20 protein-coding genes and 1 pseudogene are annotated in these 15,576 nt (G+C 37.6%); 10 read left to right on the forward strand and 11 right to left on the reverse strand.

Annotation, left to right across the window (positions count from 1 at the left end):
- Window positions 1–575: 575 nt before the first annotated feature.
- Window positions 576–884 carry a hypothetical protein gene (locus KUH03_RS18230; protein ID WP_257095513.1) on the forward strand — a complete coding sequence of 103 codons (309 nt, stop codon included), beginning with the start codon at window positions 576–578 and terminating at the stop codon, window positions 882–884.
- Between the two features lie 361 nt (window positions 885–1,245).
- On the opposite strand, the gene KUH03_RS18235 is transcribed toward KUH03_RS18230, so the two are convergent.
- Together KUH03_RS18235 and KUH03_RS18240 are read right to left on the reverse strand one after the other, a co-directional pair.
- On the reverse strand, window positions 1,246–1,713 hold the full coding sequence (locus KUH03_RS18235; RefSeq protein ID WP_257095514.1) for a DUF1579 domain-containing protein: 468 nt from the start codon (window positions 1,711–1,713) through the stop codon (window positions 1,246–1,248).
- Window positions 1,714–1,760: 47 nt separating this feature from the next.
- Window positions 1,761–2,261 (reverse strand): DinB family protein, encoded by a 501-nt coding sequence (locus tag KUH03_RS18240; RefSeq protein WP_257095520.1) that lies wholly within the window; start codon window positions 2,259–2,261, stop codon window positions 1,761–1,763.
- 431 nt (window positions 2,262–2,692) lie between these two features.
- Between KUH03_RS18240 and KUH03_RS18245 the strand changes: the two genes are divergently transcribed.
- The 3 genes from KUH03_RS18245 to KUH03_RS18255 all read left to right on the forward strand — a co-directional run bounded on the left by KUH03_RS18245 (window position 2,693) and on the right by KUH03_RS18255 (window position 4,555).
- Window positions 2,693–3,670 carry a M60 family peptidase N-terminal accessory domain-containing protein gene (locus tag KUH03_RS18245; protein WP_257095522.1) on the forward strand — a complete coding sequence of 326 codons (978 nt, stop codon included), beginning with the start codon at window positions 2,693–2,695 and terminating at the stop codon, window positions 3,668–3,670.
- A complete protein-coding gene (locus KUH03_RS18250; protein ID WP_257095524.1) occupies window positions 3,613–3,990 on the forward strand; it encodes a hypothetical protein in 378 nt (125 codons plus the stop codon). Before KUH03_RS18245 ends, KUH03_RS18250 begins: the two co-directional genes overlap by 58 nt.
- 142 nt (window positions 3,991–4,132) lie before the next feature.
- The gene (locus KUH03_RS18255; protein WP_373564824.1) at window positions 4,133–4,555 is read left to right on the forward strand and encodes an RICIN domain-containing protein; all 423 of its coding nucleotides are present in this window, start codon (window positions 4,133–4,135) and stop codon (window positions 4,553–4,555) included.
- 145 nt (window positions 4,556–4,700) lie between these two features.
- Here KUH03_RS18255 and KUH03_RS18260 read toward each other — a convergent pair whose 3' ends face one another.
- The 3 genes from KUH03_RS18260 to KUH03_RS18270 form a co-directional block, all read right to left on the reverse strand.
- A complete protein-coding gene (locus KUH03_RS18260; protein WP_373564825.1) occupies window positions 4,701–5,321 on the reverse strand; it encodes a DUF4625 domain-containing protein in 621 nt (206 codons plus the stop codon).
- Complete coding sequence (locus KUH03_RS18265; RefSeq protein WP_257095528.1) at window positions 5,240–5,608, reverse strand: DUF4625 domain-containing protein; 369 nt, start codon at window positions 5,606–5,608, stop codon at window positions 5,240–5,242. The genes KUH03_RS18260 and KUH03_RS18265 overlap by 82 nt, the downstream gene beginning before the upstream one ends.
- 255 nt (window positions 5,609–5,863) lie before the next feature.
- Window positions 5,864–6,049 (reverse strand): CsbD family protein, encoded by a 186-nt coding sequence (locus KUH03_RS18270; protein ID WP_257095530.1) that lies wholly within the window; start codon window positions 6,047–6,049, stop codon window positions 5,864–5,866.
- 203 nt (window positions 6,050–6,252) lie between these two features.
- Here KUH03_RS18270 and KUH03_RS18275 point away from each other — a divergent pair, with 203 nt between their 5' ends.
- Together KUH03_RS18275 and KUH03_RS18280 are read left to right on the forward strand one after the other, a co-directional pair.
- Window positions 6,253–6,768, forward strand: coding sequence for a hypothetical protein (locus KUH03_RS18275; RefSeq protein ID WP_257095531.1), 516 nt, complete (start codon window positions 6,253–6,255; stop codon window positions 6,766–6,768).
- Window positions 6,765–7,151: an OmpA family protein gene (locus KUH03_RS18280; protein WP_257095533.1), complete on the forward strand. Its 387-nt coding sequence runs from the start codon at window positions 6,765–6,767 to the stop codon at window positions 7,149–7,151. Before KUH03_RS18275 ends, KUH03_RS18280 begins: the two co-directional genes overlap by 4 nt.
- On the opposite strand, the gene KUH03_RS18285 is transcribed toward KUH03_RS18280, so the two are convergent.
- On the reverse strand, window positions 7,148–7,315 hold the full coding sequence (locus KUH03_RS18285) for a hypothetical protein (protein ID WP_257095535.1): 168 nt from the start codon (window positions 7,313–7,315) through the stop codon (window positions 7,148–7,150). The two genes, KUH03_RS18280 and KUH03_RS18285, sit on opposite strands and share 4 nt — an antisense overlap.
- A gap of 109 nt (window positions 7,316–7,424) precedes the next feature.
- On the reverse strand, window positions 7,425–8,045 hold the full coding sequence (locus KUH03_RS18290; RefSeq protein ID WP_257095537.1) for a hypothetical protein: 621 nt from the start codon (window positions 8,043–8,045) through the stop codon (window positions 7,425–7,427).
- A gap of 537 nt (window positions 8,046–8,582) precedes the next feature.
- On the opposite strand from KUH03_RS18290, the gene KUH03_RS18295 reads away from it, so the two are divergent.
- Window positions 8,583–9,083 (forward strand): NAD(P)-binding protein, encoded by a 501-nt coding sequence (locus KUH03_RS18295; RefSeq protein WP_257095539.1) that lies wholly within the window; start codon window positions 8,583–8,585, stop codon window positions 9,081–9,083.
- Between the two features lie 908 nt (window positions 9,084–9,991).
- Complete coding sequence (locus tag KUH03_RS18300; protein WP_257095540.1) at window positions 9,992–10,522, forward strand: hypothetical protein; 531 nt, start codon at window positions 9,992–9,994, stop codon at window positions 10,520–10,522.
- 505 nt (window positions 10,523–11,027) lie between these two features.
- Here the strand turns inward: KUH03_RS18300 and KUH03_RS18305 are convergent.
- Window positions 11,028–12,698, reverse strand: coding sequence for a nucleoside-diphosphate sugar epimerase/dehydratase (locus tag KUH03_RS18305; RefSeq protein WP_257095541.1), 1,671 nt, complete (start codon window positions 12,696–12,698; stop codon window positions 11,028–11,030).
- An 801-nt stretch (window positions 12,699–13,499) separates the two neighbouring features.
- Here KUH03_RS18305 and KUH03_RS18310 point away from each other — a divergent pair.
- A pseudogene (locus KUH03_RS18310) lies at window positions 13,500–13,868 on the forward strand (nucleotidyltransferase family protein); the annotation flags it as partial.
- A complete protein-coding gene (locus KUH03_RS18315; RefSeq protein ID WP_257097094.1) occupies window positions 13,853–14,338 on the forward strand; it encodes a nucleotidyltransferase family protein in 486 nt (161 codons plus the stop codon). The pseudogene KUH03_RS18310 and the gene KUH03_RS18315, both read left to right, overlap by 16 nt.
- Window positions 14,339–14,555: 217 nt before the next feature.
- Here the strand turns inward: KUH03_RS18315 and KUH03_RS18320 are convergent, their stop codons facing one another.
- The 3 genes from KUH03_RS18320 to KUH03_RS18330 are packed head-to-tail and all read right to left on the reverse strand — an operon-like array spanning window position 14,556 to window position 15,576.
- Window positions 14,556–14,897, reverse strand: a complete 342-nt coding sequence (locus KUH03_RS18320) for a hypothetical protein (protein ID WP_306429622.1) — start codon at window positions 14,895–14,897, stop codon at window positions 14,556–14,558.
- Window positions 14,837–15,241 carry a hypothetical protein gene (locus KUH03_RS18325; protein WP_257095543.1) on the reverse strand — a complete coding sequence of 135 codons (405 nt, stop codon included), beginning with the start codon at window positions 15,239–15,241 and terminating at the stop codon, window positions 14,837–14,839. The genes KUH03_RS18320 and KUH03_RS18325 overlap by 61 nt, the downstream gene beginning before the upstream one ends.
- An 11-nt stretch (window positions 15,242–15,252) precedes the next feature.
- Complete coding sequence (locus KUH03_RS18330; RefSeq protein WP_257095545.1) at window positions 15,253–15,576, reverse strand: hypothetical protein; 324 nt, start codon at window positions 15,574–15,576, stop codon at window positions 15,253–15,255.

A 15,576-nucleotide genomic window follows, 5' to 3' on the forward strand; every position in this document is an offset into this window, starting at 1 on the left:
CTGGTGGACTGTATTTGTTCTTGATGAGCAGTAGTGCTGCAAGTTGACTTAGCTGATCCTTGATTCGTCTTCGTGCTGATGATGTACTTGACTCGTTGTGCTTCATAATTAAATAGTTGGTTTATCAACAAGAGTCTCATGGGAAGAAAGTGGAGATATATAAGATAGGCTCCTGCCTTCAACTGACAGAGGGTACTAGCAAAGACCACGACGCAGCATCCAGCAGGAGCCTATCCTACGATTGCAAATATAGGCAAAAGTAGGGATAAAACTCCCAGTGGTCTCGCGTCTGTAAAATTGCTAGTTTTTCTGTCGAGACTACAATCAGCGAACTGATTATGAACAAAGATAACAATAAAAACTATTATCGCAAATTAAATTGCGATTTAAACACAAATAACTCTATAACAAATACTACAAAATGAAGTTTGATAAATTTAAAAACCTTAAATAAAGAATTTGAATCTATACTCTCAAATAAATATCCTTTAGATTCATTGCAATTAAATAGTGATTTATCAACAGTAAAGGCAGAGTCTTTTACAAAGCTGTAATTCTCTTATCAAATAATTTTGATGAAGACAGTGAATATGCATTATCCGAAATTGCGAACTCCGCTCAAAAAAATTCTTAACAAAACAAAAGACAAAATGAGAGCAGAGAAGACCTTAAACAAATACCAAGAGTTTATTGCTCAATTTGTCTCTTCACAAGCGGACGTTTCAGAAAAAGCATGTATTGAAAATACAAGATTTACGAAAGTACTAAATCTAACAGCAGATGATTTTTATGCTTATGAGGTTTTTTCCATTGCAAAATCCCAAGGTATAACGTCCAAAACCGCATTTGAACAACTATATAAAGAAAAACTTACTGATAGCTAGGCTCAGATGTAAATCAGGAGGCTTAATTTTTATCCCTCAAGGAGCCTGATCCTTCCAATTTGGAGGAAAGCCTAAGTTCCTTACATTTATTGAATGTTATTGAATGAGAGCCTCAAGTTTATCAATAAAGAATTATGTGTGTTAAAAGTCGACAACAAGTGATATATAGCGACTAGCTAACGCTAAAAAACGTCTTTATATGAAAAGATGTATGCTCATACTAGTAAGCTTGCTGAGTACATATGGTGTCGTCCTGGCTCAAAAAATCTTTACTGGTAAAGTCATTACGACAGATGGATCCGCCTTGGAACGTGTTTCCATTTTATTTCCTATTTTTATCCAAATAAGGCAAATTAATCATCTAGCTAGCAAACGTATAATTTGCATCGACGGCTAAGAATTCTTCACCATCTGGCGAGACATTGTACATTTTTATCTGAAGGTTATGATCAGTGGGTAACGGAATATCAATTCGCCAACCCCAATCGGGATTATCGGGCACTTCATAAGAACCTCTTAAGGAGATATCTCCCGCCTCATTCATCGTACCATAACAATTCATGATCTTTCCACCCATACCCCAGGAATCAATCCACGAAGCTGTAACTTCTGCTTCGTTGTTATTGTTGCCTATCAACAGTACTCCCTCCTGGGCCATACCCTCATGATACCAAGTATAAGTCAACATCAGAAATTTATTATTGGCGACAGCTTTGATAGCTAAATTTGAATTCGAATTAAAATCAGGATCGGGCAGCCAACTTAGAATCAACCGATGGTTGCCTTTCCAATCTCCAATGTATCTGTTATTTATGTCTATTAGCTTCATAGTTATTTCCGTTATACCTCCAAACACATTCCGAAGGATATTACACCCTATTGCTGCTGCCGCATCACATTCCAAAAATTATAATCCAGCATAGGCGCTTTCAGAACACCTACATGATGCCCTATGGTAACTATCTGACCGCGGTGATAGGTTGTATGGATAATTAAATGTTGGAGGTATTCATACTTGGGAAAATTAGAAGAGAACCATTGTGATTCGATGAGATGGGGCTCGTTCATTGCTTCACTATTTTCCTTTACGTAGGCCGCTAAAAGTTTGGCTTCGTTAACGATGTTGTTCATTTCAGTTTCAACATCCACCGATGTAGCGATATAGTCAAAGCTTGGTGTCGCCGTCTCACGGATCATCGATGACCAATACAACTGTGTATCGCTAATGTGTTTGAGTGTTTTTGCTATACTGGTAAAGCTGGATGGACATTCCTTTTGTAACAACTCCTCAGGATGGTTCCTCAGCCAAGCAACCAACTGTTCGGTGACCCAAATGTTGTAATCAACACTGTTTGTAATGGATGTTTTTAGACTCATGTTGTTCTTATTTTCTATTTAATAATAATTAAAAATGCGAAATATTAAAAGACGCGTACCGCACAGCCGAACCTCACTAAACACTGGCTATTAACCAATTAAATATAGTAAATTTTATGATTTGAAGCTATACCAATAAAATGATACGTCAGAAAATTAATACTTTTCATGTAGACTGAACATATAACTGATCACTACTTCATAAATCCAATAAACCGTCAATTGGCTAGCCCTTTCTTTGAATATACCCTTTTTTAAAAGACGCAATACATCTTACGATACCTAGGGTTCAGATGTAAAAAGAAAAAATTAAACAATCGATTTAAATCAACTATAAAGCCAGAAAAACGTTTTACAAACGCACTCGCTTTCAAGTATTTATTTAATTTCAAATGAAATTATCATAACTTAAACCTTATAAACTAAAAATTATGACTTCAATTAAATTAACCAAAAGGCTCTTTTATAGCCTCAGCGTCTGTCTCCTTGCAGTCAGTGCCTGTAAGAAAGAAAATTTAGATTCTTTGGATTCAGCCGTGTCAGCAAATAAGAAAGCTACCGTCGTTGACCTGAACAACGGTAGCGTACCGACAAATCCATATTACCAAATCGATTCTCTCGGTCAGGGTACCCAAATCTTTTCGGAATATCCGGCAGCTGCAACAGCCAAAGATCGGTTAGCGCTATCATTCTTACCTTCTGATTATTTGCCGACAGGTTTTTATGCCAAGCCAGGTGATACCTTGAAAATTAATGTTCAAAAAACCACAGGCGCCACTTTACCCAAATTACTTGTCGGCACCTACAAAAGGCTAGGAAAAGACTCCTCTCCACAGGAAGTACAGCTACAGGAAGGGAACAATACGATCATTGCTACTAAAAGAGGATCGCTATGGATAAGATATGGAACGGCAAATACACCTTCGAGTACTTCGAAGCTTACCTTTTCAGGTAATATTAGAAAGACTCCGACGTATATAAAAAACCGTACGGTTCAATCTGCATTTTCCGCAACTATTGCAGCCGCTGATACTGCCGTACAAGATCTTCTTTTTGTCGGACAAAACGTTTTTTTAGTAATGCCCAGAAGTAACAATACTTTTAGCAATCAAAATAACAACAATATCATTCAAAAAATTGATGAGGCTTGGGATACTGAAGAGCGTTTGAGTGGTCTGGATGGTTCTTCAGCCATACATCAGCCCTATCCCATTCCACATACCATGACCATTATGGAACCTGCATTTGCGGGAGCACTTGCCGGAAACTATTCTACTGGATATTCCTACGTGTCAAACTTTTTGAGACAGATGGCTATGTCTATTGGTTCCAGAAACATGAGTCAGGACATATGCACCAGCAAAAATGGGACTGGCATGCCGAGATCATGGCCGATTTTTATGCTGTAGCAGCAAATATTAACTTGGGATTACCTGCAAATAAAATCGGTCGTGATGGCGCTTGGTCAACGATCTGGACACGCGTAGCTGCTTATTTCAATAAACCGGATGCCGAAAGGGACTACAGTACGATATGGGGAGATGGCGGGGTGCAAGGAAGCCGATATCTAGGATCTGCAATGTTGATCCAATTGAAATATGCCTTTGGAGATACTTTTTATCATAACTTACATAAAATCGTAAGACAGGAAAACCAACGCTGGCAAATGCAACAGCTAAACATCAATATTTTATGCGTAAGGCTTGCGAAATATCGGGTTACGATCTAACTGTTTTCTTTAAAAAATGGGGTTTTAATTATCCAACAATATACACTGAAATAGCAAATCTCAATTTGCCTAAGCCCGTTGTTGATCCCTCCTATTCACAGATAGTGAAAGGCCAATTTTAGAAAATGGCGCGATCTACCAAATTTTAACTGCTCTGAACAACTCCAGTGTGATCGACGTGAACAGCAGTGCACCATCAAATGGCACACTCGTATCGCTGTGGTCAAAGAACACGCCAGCGTCAAACAATCAAAAGTTTATCGCACGGAAACAGTCAGACGGGACTTTTGTATTCAGATCTTCCGCAGACAGCACCAAAGTACTGGACGTACAAGGTGGAAGTGCGAGTAATGGCACACAGATTATTGTTTATACGTACCATGGTGGCGCATCCCAAAAATGGACGCCGTTGAATAGCGGAAATGGTTATATTTCCTTGAAATCCAGTGTCGGGACAAACTCTTATTTAGATATCTATAGTTCAAATACTTCCAACGGAACAAAAGTCCAAATTTGGACTGCAGGAACTGGGAACAATCAGAAATTTAAATTTGTAAAGCTTTAAGTTCGGCCTAACAATATGAATTTTTAACAGACTCTTACAACTGCCAATTACGCTATGTGTCATCTCAGAATTTTCTAGGATAATATCTGCGCCCCAAAAGCCCCTATCCTTTTCAGGATAAGGGCTATATATAAAATCGAATATTTTAATACGTTATGGTAATGGGGATGGACTTAAAGGTACTCATGTTAAACGTTGTGTTCTTATATAGAATGACAAGATTGTACTGACCAGATTGCCATTGTCGGTCGCCAGTGATTTGATTGCCCAAACCGTCTTTTTCCGCACCGATAATAATATCATCACCACTTATCGCACCATTGGCTAGCTTATACGTGTTAACTTTAGATGCTGGCCCTAGATCTTTATGCTCCACTTTGGAAATAATTATAGCTTTCGTGAGATCCAGCTTATCAACGGTTTCAGGAAAGTGGTTCAGCGTCCGTTTGATCAATGCTGTATATAAGATGCCGTCACCCTGTATTTGTTTAATCTGTGCTCGAGCTGTAAACTTATCCCCTTTTTTGAATACTATCGGGGTCTCAGCATAGGTACCCATATAGTAAACCATATCATCGTTTCGGGAAAAGATATCACGGTCCACGACGGGATCGACAGGCATATTAGCAGCATCAAAGATCTGAAAATCTTCTCTTAGCTCAAGCTTCGATCCATTTACATCGTTTACAATGAAGAAGAAATCATATCTTCCCTCGGGTGCTTCCTGTGGAATGGTAAAATGTTTATGTACATTGGCATTTTTAATCCTTTAAACTCATCCCAGGCGATTTCTATTTTCCATGGTGAGGTATAGGTCTGCCCAGCCTTTGGCAAAATCTTGACCTGAACAGATTCTATTTTATCTCCGGCAAGGAGATCTGCATTAAAATGAAAATCGCGGCCTCTAATTGCCTGCTTGTTATTTGCATAACCGATTTCGACATTTTCAGCTGTAGGCTGAGTAATTTCGGACTCTTGTTTATCTTTCTTGCAAGAAACAAATAGTCCAGAGATGAGCGTGATTGCGAGAAGAATTTTTACTGACTTGGTCATATGTTTTGATTTTATACATTTTGCTGTTTTATTCATACTGCCAAGGAGAAAGGATTAAAATCTTTTTGTTCGGCAAACACAAATGCAACATAGGTGCAAATATAACAATCGCACAAATAAAAGCAATACAGTTGCATTAATTATTAATTCAGCACATCTAATCAAATTAACCTAGACACGGAAATCTGGGCACGAAAAAAAGCGGATAACATCATTGTTAACCGCCTTCCTATTATCACAAAAAAACACTTATTTCTACAAACCGTTTAACCAACTATTTACCTCATCCTGTGTTTTTCCAGTCTTCTTCTGAAGTTTACCTAGCAATTCATCTTCTTTGCCTTCTGCATACAATAAATCATCATCCGTAAGATCTGCATATTGCTGCTTTACTTTGCCTTTGATTTCATTCCAACGGCCTTTCCATGTTAATTCACTCATAATATTTTTCCTTTCGTTGTTTATGAATAGAACAGCCTACAGCCAGAATCGTTTAAAGAATAATGTTATAAAATGTTAAAATCAGCAGCTTTTTGCATCGACTCCGAATTGTTATACAGTAATTCATTAGGCCAATAAAAAAACAAAAGTCGGAAAAGCTTTAGGCACAAAATTTGTCAATTCAAAAAAGAAAAGAACAGATCATGAAAAGAACAGTAGTATTATTTGCACTCGCAGCGATTATGGCTTCCTGTAATCAAAAGCCAAAAGAAACCACGGCACCACCTGCACAACAAGATACATCAACAACTGAGAAGCCCGCTAAAATTGACACTACAGCTACGCTGGATCTCGCTAGTATCCCTTACTCAGACGCTGATATCGGCGTATTTCCCTTCTTTACTCCCCCAAAAGGCTATAAGGAGATGAACCAGCCCATTAATAAGGATTTTGATGTCTGCTTTTTTGCGATCAATGGCATCATGAAACCGTACGAAGGAAGGCTTTATAAAGCGAATATCACCAATGAACAGGGTACTCAATATTCGCAACGTTATTTTGAAAAAGCATGGAGGATTATCTTGCTTCGATCGGAGCCGTTAAAGTTTTTGACGGAACCATCACAAGCGAAGAGTATGAACGTTACCATAAACAAGATCCCCATAAGGGCGATGAGGGAGATATCGGATATGCCGATGAACAGATCCGTGTATACGTGATCCGCAGCAAAAATCAGGGCAATATTTTTATCCAGTATACGGCGAATAATGCCGGTGCCAAACTCAACATACTACAGGAGAATAATTTTAAACAAACGATTCGGAAAATCACGGCTGAAGATATCACGAAGGATCTTTCTGAGACCGGAAAATCAATTGTTTACATCACCTTCGATACAGACAAATCCAGCATTACAACTGGGGGCACTGACCTGGTCATTCAGATTGCCGAAGCACTAAAAAATGATCCTACCCTCAAAATCGCTATTGAGGGACATACGGACAATACGGGTGATGCAGCGCACAATAAAAAGCTTTCCGATGAGCGTGCAAATGCCGTGCTGACAGCATTAGTGGGTCAAAAATCGACAAATCACGCTTAAGCGCCAAAGGTTACGGCGCCGAACGCCCGCTTGTCGCCAACGATTCTGAAGACAACAGAGCTAAAAACCGTCGCGTAGAACTGGTTAAGGTCAAATAAACTGCACAGATACAGCCATACGGTGTTTTCGGAGACTGAAAGCGCCATGTCGCCATATTTGATCATATGGGAACGGACTTGAAGGTGTTCAATTTTTCAGGGTATTCATTCCTCCAGAAGGAAACGACAGCTTGAGCTAATTTAGTAGGAAATGCTTGATCTTAGCATTGCAGGTTTATTGGGCACAACGAAAACTGTCCCATAATCCATTTAGCTTTGTCCATATAGGAGCAGTTCGTTCTTGTGGTGAAAACTGATGAAAAATAATTGTTTGATCTGTTCCAGCACATTTTTTTAAATGAACAGTTGCATGTAGAACAATTGGCTTTTTACCCATGTAATCCACCATGTGGATGGTTCCGGTAAAGGTCGATTCATCCTGCCCTTCCGGTTTGTATAATTTCTTGAAATGTGCCCTAGTTTTCTTGATCAGCTCCTTTGGCAGGGCGCGCTTTTCTATGTTCCGATTTACAAGTCCATCGAAATACATCGCCAGATTCTTTTCAATTGTTTTTGCTTCGAGTGCTTGCAGCCCCTCCACATACCACAAGAAAGCATAAGACCAGTATTCATCACTCTCGGGCTTACTCCATCCGGTTGTAAAACGTACATCTTCTACTCCTTTATAAGGAATTTTAGGTGCAAAGTCCATGGGTATCGGAAATCGTTCGATTCCCCAGCCGTCAAGACTAAGACTATATGGAGCTTGCCAAGCAACAGGATCAAATTTCTCCTGTGCTTGTAAACAGGTATTGATCACAAAAGTAAAAAATAGAGAAAAAATAAATAGCTTCATAACAAACTCATCTATTGCCCGTTGTATAAATATACTTATTTTTGAACTAAAAATCCATTTACTATTTACATCCTGACGAGGGTTATTTGTCCAATGCCGAAAACATCGAGTTCTGGGAGCGGTGGACTTGATATACCCTGAAAATTGCAATGATAATATGTTGCAATTCATGGATACCGGTTTTACGAACAACTCCTTTAAATGTGTCAAAAACAACAAAACCAAAGAAAATTAATGCCACAATCGCTAGACAGACTACCCATTGCGGCCTTGATCTATTTTACATCTTTGCTTAAAAAGTATAACTGATAAAAAAATCTCTTTTTAATTGAAATTGGTTTAGTATCTTCAATTTAACATATTATTTAAAGTTATGTTATTAAAATTTAATAGAATTATTGCTGCAAGTGATAACGGGTTCATAGATCTAGAATATCAGTCTCCTATTTTATATTATGTAATATCTTATTGTAAGAAAATAAGTTTACGAAATCTAAATTCTTTAATTGGAAAAATTAACCCACATTCTCTGAATAGATGACTGTAGAAAATCTTATTTTAGGTGCTGGTGTAACAGGACTTGCAGCAGGTGCAATGCTAAAATCATCAACTATCATCCTTGAAAAAGAAGATAGAGCAGGAGGTTTAGTAAAATCAAAATGTTTTGATGGAGGATATTGGTTCGACAATGTACTACATCTGTTACATTTTAACGACGAAGAAATAAGGGGAAAAATCAAAGAGCTAATGGGAGATCTATTACATCCTTGTTCTCCTGAGGCTTGGATAGTAACTCCCATTGGAACTTTAAAATATCCTTTTCAATTAAACATAGGCGCTATCAATAATGAGGAAGAGAGAATCAATTGCCTGAATGATTATGAGAAAGCTTATTATAATAAGTCTCCCAGAAAACCTAATAATTATAAAGAATACCTTCAATCTACATTTGGAGAGTCAATGTGTAAGCTTTTTACTTCCCTTATAATGAAAAACTTTATAAATACCCATTGGAAAAAATTTCATGTGGAAACATAATTTGGAACTTGCATCGCCCTTCCTATGAAGAAGTTTTAAAAGGCACTCTATATCCAAATCAAACCAGAACAACATATAATTCTGATGCATTTTATCCCCGTCCGCCCGAGGGTGCAAAGACCAGAGGCATGGAGGTGTTGTCGATTTCACTCGCCGAAAAAAATTAAAAATATTGAATATAACTGTGAAATATACCGTATAGACCCACTTTCTAAAACAGTGTATGCTAAGAAAGATGGAAAAATTATAAAATATAATTATCAAAATAATCTTCTATCTACAATTCCGCTACCTTTCTTAATTGAAATGTGCGATAATGCTCCTGAAGACTTAAAGGATAAGTGTAGAAATCTCCGTTATACGAAAGTAATTTCTATTGGTTTATCAATAAAGGTAAACGACCAAAAAATCCAGGGCTTTGGAGATATTATACATCTCCTGATATACCTTTTACGAGATTGATTTTTATGACGGAATTCGATTCTCTGAACGCCCCAAAGATGGTTGGTCTTTATTGGCTGAAGTTACGGTCGGTTGTGACGATATCATTGAAAACTATTCTAATATAGAAGAAGCGGTTGTTGAAGGAATAAAAAAATTGATCTATTAGAAGACAATTCTGAAATTATAGGTATCCACAGTTGGATTGCTACACCTGCATATGTAATTTTCACTCATGAAACGGAAAAAATAATAAATGAATGTAGGACTTATCTTAGGGAAAATGGTATTAGCTCGCTGGGAAGATATGGAAATTGGGAATATTCTTCAATCTTCAAAAATATAAAAGAAGGATATAATTGGGCATCTAATTTTAACAACCAATGATTTTTAATCTAATACTGTTTATACTATCAATCATTAGTGGAATAATATTTACCTATTTAGCGAAGTCGCTAGCGATAAAATTGAAATTTGTAAACAATCCAAATCCGATTGTACCTCAGCACACAAAACCTATAGCCTATTTAGGCGGGGCTGGTATTTTCGGAGGTATAATATCTATCAGTATTTTATTTTTCTTATTTAACTTTGAAACGATAAATGATACAATCCCAATCCAATATATTATACCAATGTCTTTTGGAAGTTCTGCCTATTTGTTGCTTGGAATTATTGATGATAAAATAGCATTTAAAGCATTGACAAAATTGCTTTTTCAAATTGTAATTGCTTTTATCTGCATTTCATTAGGGCTAAGAGGGAATTTTGTTACCACTTATATCCTTGATGTGTTCATCACACTGTTTTGGATTGTGTTATTAGTAAATGCATCTAATTTAATTGATGTCTGTGATGGCCTTTTAGCTGGAATAATGGTTATAACTCTTTTAATATTAAGCACTTGCTTCCACACGACAACTATCTTCTGTTATATAGTAGCAGGTAGTACTCTTGGATTTTTATGCTTTAACTTTCCTCCAGCATCAATTTTTTAGGAGATGCTGGGGTCACATGCTTGGTTTTATGTTTGCTGCCATCGGCTTAATAGTAGGGCATCAATTACACTTCATAGACAGGCTAATTTGGTTAATACTCACTGCAGCTGTTCCAATATTTGAGCTTTTGTTTATAATTATTATGCGTATGAAAAAGAAAATTCCTTTATGGAAAGGTAGCCCAGATCATTTTTCCTTACGTCTTCAAAGCATAGGGATGACAAAAATTAAGGTCATATTTGCATCCTGGATTATGAGCATAATTTGCTCACTAGCCGCTTATTTTTATCTTAAAACATCTATCATATTTAAGGTGACTATATGTGTTTCTCTTATGCTAATTTTTATTAGAATTTGGAATTTTATGAAGAATATCACTACTAAAGACGCCTAAACGATATAAAGTCCCTTGAATTTGCCCAAAAGTATGAATGTCTAATGAAGTTGGCGATAGCTAAAACTATCATAAATCCATTCTTGAATACTGTTTACAGCCTTACAATAGCTATTTGTCCAATGCCGAAAAAATCGAATTCTGAGACCGGTATTCGGGTACGATATCCTTAATCAACTGCACCAAATTCATTTTATCATCATTCGGGTTCGCCGCCTTCACAAGTGTACATAATCGCTCTACGCGTGCCTTCTGCAATTCCAAATCGGGTGTATTAACCTTTGCAATCATAATCTTTTCATGATAGGTTTTCTCCGTATTTTCCCCATTCGCCAGCAGCTCTTCAAAGATTTTTTCTCCAGGACGAAGACCGACAATTTTGATATCAATATCTTCGGGATAATTATATCCCTTGAGCCTAATCATCTGCTTGGCCAGCTCCATAATCTTAACAGGTTCGCCCATATCAAAGACAAATATCTCCCCACCTTTACCCATTACAGCAGCCTGCTGTACCAATTGGCAGGCTTCGGGGATGGTCATAAAATACCGGGTTATATTTTCATCGGTAATTGTCAATGGCCCGCCCTTGAGCATCTGTTTCTCAAACAATGGGATTACGGAGCCATTAGAGCCCAATACATTACCGAAGCGGGTCACAATAAAGTTAGTCTTCGAATTTATATTGACCGTTGATATCGCGATTTCGGCAACGCGCTTGGTTGCCCCCATTACATTCGTTGGGTTCACAGCCTTATCAGTAGAGACCATCACAAATTTGGAAACATTATATTTATCGGCCAGCAGCGCGACATTGTAAGATCCCCATACATTTGTTAAAATAGACTCATAAGGGTTGGCTTCCATCAGGGGTACATGTTTATAGGCGGCGGCATGGAAGACATAGGTAGGTCTATAAAACTGGAACAAAGTATCCATAAAAGATTCATCCCGAACATTCCCAACAATAAAGGTGCAACGAGCAAAATGATTGCTACTACTCAGTTCCTGTTGAATATCATATAAAGCGGATTCAGCCTGATCCACAACGATAAGTTGTTTTAAGTCCGTATGTGCTAGCTGGCGCACCAGTTCACCACCACCGATTGAACCAGCTCCTCCGGTTACCAGCACGATCTGGTCTTTCATCTCAGAAGCAATGGTTGGATTATCCAGGTCAATCGCTTTTCGTCCTAATAAATCCTCAATACGCAAGCTCCGGATTTGTCTTGTCGCCACTTCACCTGCCAATAGACGAGCAGTATCCGGAATAATTTTAACAATTAATGGAATCGGTTCGGCGAGTTTAAATACCCGATTCAATCGCTCCGGCCTCCGGTCATCCACGGCAATGATAATTTCCGAGGCCTTACCATGCCTTAGTACAAAATCTTTATTTAAATCGTTTATATCATAGATTTTAAAACCTTGAATACGGTTGCCTATACGATGTGGGTTATCGTCTATGATGGCCACGATACGGTATTTATTACGTGAAGTATTATGGATAAAGTGAAAGGTAGTATTTCCCATATTACCCGCCCCAAAAAGGATAACAGGGATACGGTTATCTTTATTTCCCCACATCAGCTCATGATACAGCGCACGATAAAGAACCCGGCTAAAGGTCATGCCGAAACCTGCTATTAATGCATGAAAAAGAAGCTGCGTATCCGAGAAAGGCAACATCGCATCATAGGATGGATACAACCACTCTATTCCTTTACAAATCAGTACAGCAGAAAAATAGGCCAACCCAATAGCCAGAACAATACGTTGCAATTCGCGAATACCCGTCTTGTGAACAACCCCTTAAATGTACCGAAAATACAAAACCAGATCAAATAGACGACTGAAACAAGCAATGCCTGTCTGATCATGTCGTCAATCTCTACTTCCCCTCTATGTTTAAATATAAGAACATAACTGATAATAAAAGCTGTCGCCACAATGATCATGTCTAACAGCAAAATTATCCAACGAGGCTTGTTGACGGACAAGCCTTCTTTCCATAAATTACCCATTTAAATTCTATAAAGATATTATATACTTTAATCGCCAAATGCGATTAAAAAGTATCCCTTTCCGTAATTAAATATTTTAAAGTTTCCTAATATCTGATTGCATTTATCGTACCTAAAATAGCAGGATTAATAATTTTTTTAAAATTTCTAGTCGCTCGTGTATTTTATCGCGGCAGAGGAAGCAATTATATGTCTTCAAAAATAATTAGCAGTGCAAAACTACTAAATTAAAAGATAAATAAACGATGATGAAGGTATCTAATTGAGCTATTATCTTTATCATGGATGCAAGTAGATTTATGCTATTCGCTACAAATTTAGACAGTCCAAAGCTGTAGGAGTACCAGTGAAAATCGTTATCTTTGGACAAATTGTTTTTGCGAAGAATCTAAATGAACAACCAATTAAAGGATACATTTTTTCAATTGCTACGAATAGGTTTATGGGGAGAAGGAACTTTATTATTAGATCAACCATTAACTATTGATAATTGGAATGAAATACACCGTTATGCCATTGAACATACGATAGAAGGTTTAATTTACGACAGCTTTCCTTTTTAGAAGAAAATCAACTTCCACCTCAATCGCTACGGTTAAAATGGGCTGTAAGAATAGACCGAGTCGAACGGAATAATCTACAAATGAACGAGGTTATCGCAAAGCAGTTTGATTCTTTTAATGCATTAGGACTTCGCCCAATCTTGCAAAAGGGTCAAGGAGTAGCAAACTGTTACCGCATCCCACTTCATCGTATTAGTGGCGATGTAGATTGGTATTTTGAGGCAGATGGTTATTCTTTAGCCCGTAATCAATTGAAAACAGAAGGCATAGTTTTTCAAGATACGGCAGGATTTAGCCTAGATTATGATTGGCAAGGTGTTCATATCGAGCATCATAAAAACTTTTTGATATCCGAAGTCCTTTAAAATACAGTTATTTAAGAAAAGTTTCCAGAAAATATAGCAATAGGTATGACCAATTGTTAATTCAGAATATCCCAATCAGATTACTCGCACCCGAAATGCAGCTACTGCAAGTAAATTCTCATATTTTGAAGCATTTATTGGGGTTTGGAATCGGACTGCGACAGTTTTGCGATTCCGCCCGTCTCTATTATACCCTTTCAAACAAAATTGATCCAATCGCTCTAAAAAAGATCTATAAGAAAGCGGGTATATTGAGATGGATTCATTTATTACATAAAATTTTGGTTGATTATATTGGACTGCCAAAATCTTATGTTCCATTTCCTTATCCCGAAGATCTAGATATTTCGTGGATGATCAACGAGGTCTGGTATGCTGGAAGTTTCGGTTATAATGATGAAAGATTTAAAGGAGGAAAGACAATATCGACCATATCGGTTCAGCCTAAAGCTTCAAAACGCCTTTTTTAAATTTCCTCCGTTATTTTAAATATGCTCCACAGGAAGCACTTTTCTACTATTGGGTACAGGCATATTCTAAATTTATCGGGAAAGATATGGATTAGATTTAAAATTTACATGTTAAAGGCAGCCCATACCTACTTCGCAATGGACTGCCTTTATTAAAACCTTTAAGCAGTTTTCCTAACAGAAACTAGAGTTTCTGTTAGGAAATCCTATTATTTATTTATAATTTCTCTTCCGTTTCCTTACTCTTTTCAGCATCCGTGGATTTACTTTCTTGCTGTTGTTTTATAGTTGACTGATTTCCTTCCAATTCCTCAGCTTTGACTCCCTTTGGGTTACTCCATAATTTCTTTTTATAAGCATCCAACTTCTCTTCTACTTTCCTGCCATCCAGTAATTGTCCACCATTCTCAGATTCTTTGACATTTTGCAACATACCTGGCGATGATTCGCGTACAATTGTACTTGCAAACTTATTTTGTACAAAGAAATCGTCCATAGTCATATCATAGAGCCCTTTATCCGGATCAGAAATATCAACTTGTACCAAACTGTAGCGCAATTGCGGAAAATAGAGCCAAAAGGCCGGCGTCGCCCCACAGATTCGGCCAGCTCCGCTGACGTGGTGATATTCATTAATGGAGCTACACCGATAATACGAGTCTCTAATCTACTTCGTTGTTTATCGAAGAAGATATCTTCTTTAACACGAAATTTGGTCACGCGGCTTGGATCAAATTCATTGAGCGCCATTTTCGAATCGATCTGATTTCCCTCGCCGTCAAAGATGGGCACCAATACACTATCCGCAAAGCGAGCCATTCCTTCCTGTGCACTTAGCCGTCCTTTGAATGAATCGTCATCTGGACTATATAGGGATAATTTTCCTGTTTCAATCGCTTTCATCACGACCTCAATTAAGGAATTTCCTGGAATAGCCAAGATATAGTTTTTTCATCTTTCAGGTCGATATCACGCCAAACTCGCTTATAAAACCGGATATTCTTTTTATTTACTTCGGGATATGCAAAGGGCACAGCATCTTCCATATTGTTGGCCTGATAAAAACCATCTGTCGTAGGGATTGTGTCGGGATTAATTTCTCCTGACACAGCTGGTATTGCAGACATTACTTTATTTAAGGCATCCTGTCTTCTAGGAACAGTATCTATTGTCGTCTCTTGCTGGGCGAACAACGATCCCATGACCAATGTCATGGAAGCTGTTATTAATATTTTCAT

It is taken from the genome of Sphingobacterium sp. E70, from assembly GCF_019285695.1.
Lineage (GTDB): Bacteria > Bacteroidota > Bacteroidia > Sphingobacteriales > Sphingobacteriaceae > Sphingobacterium > Sphingobacterium detergens.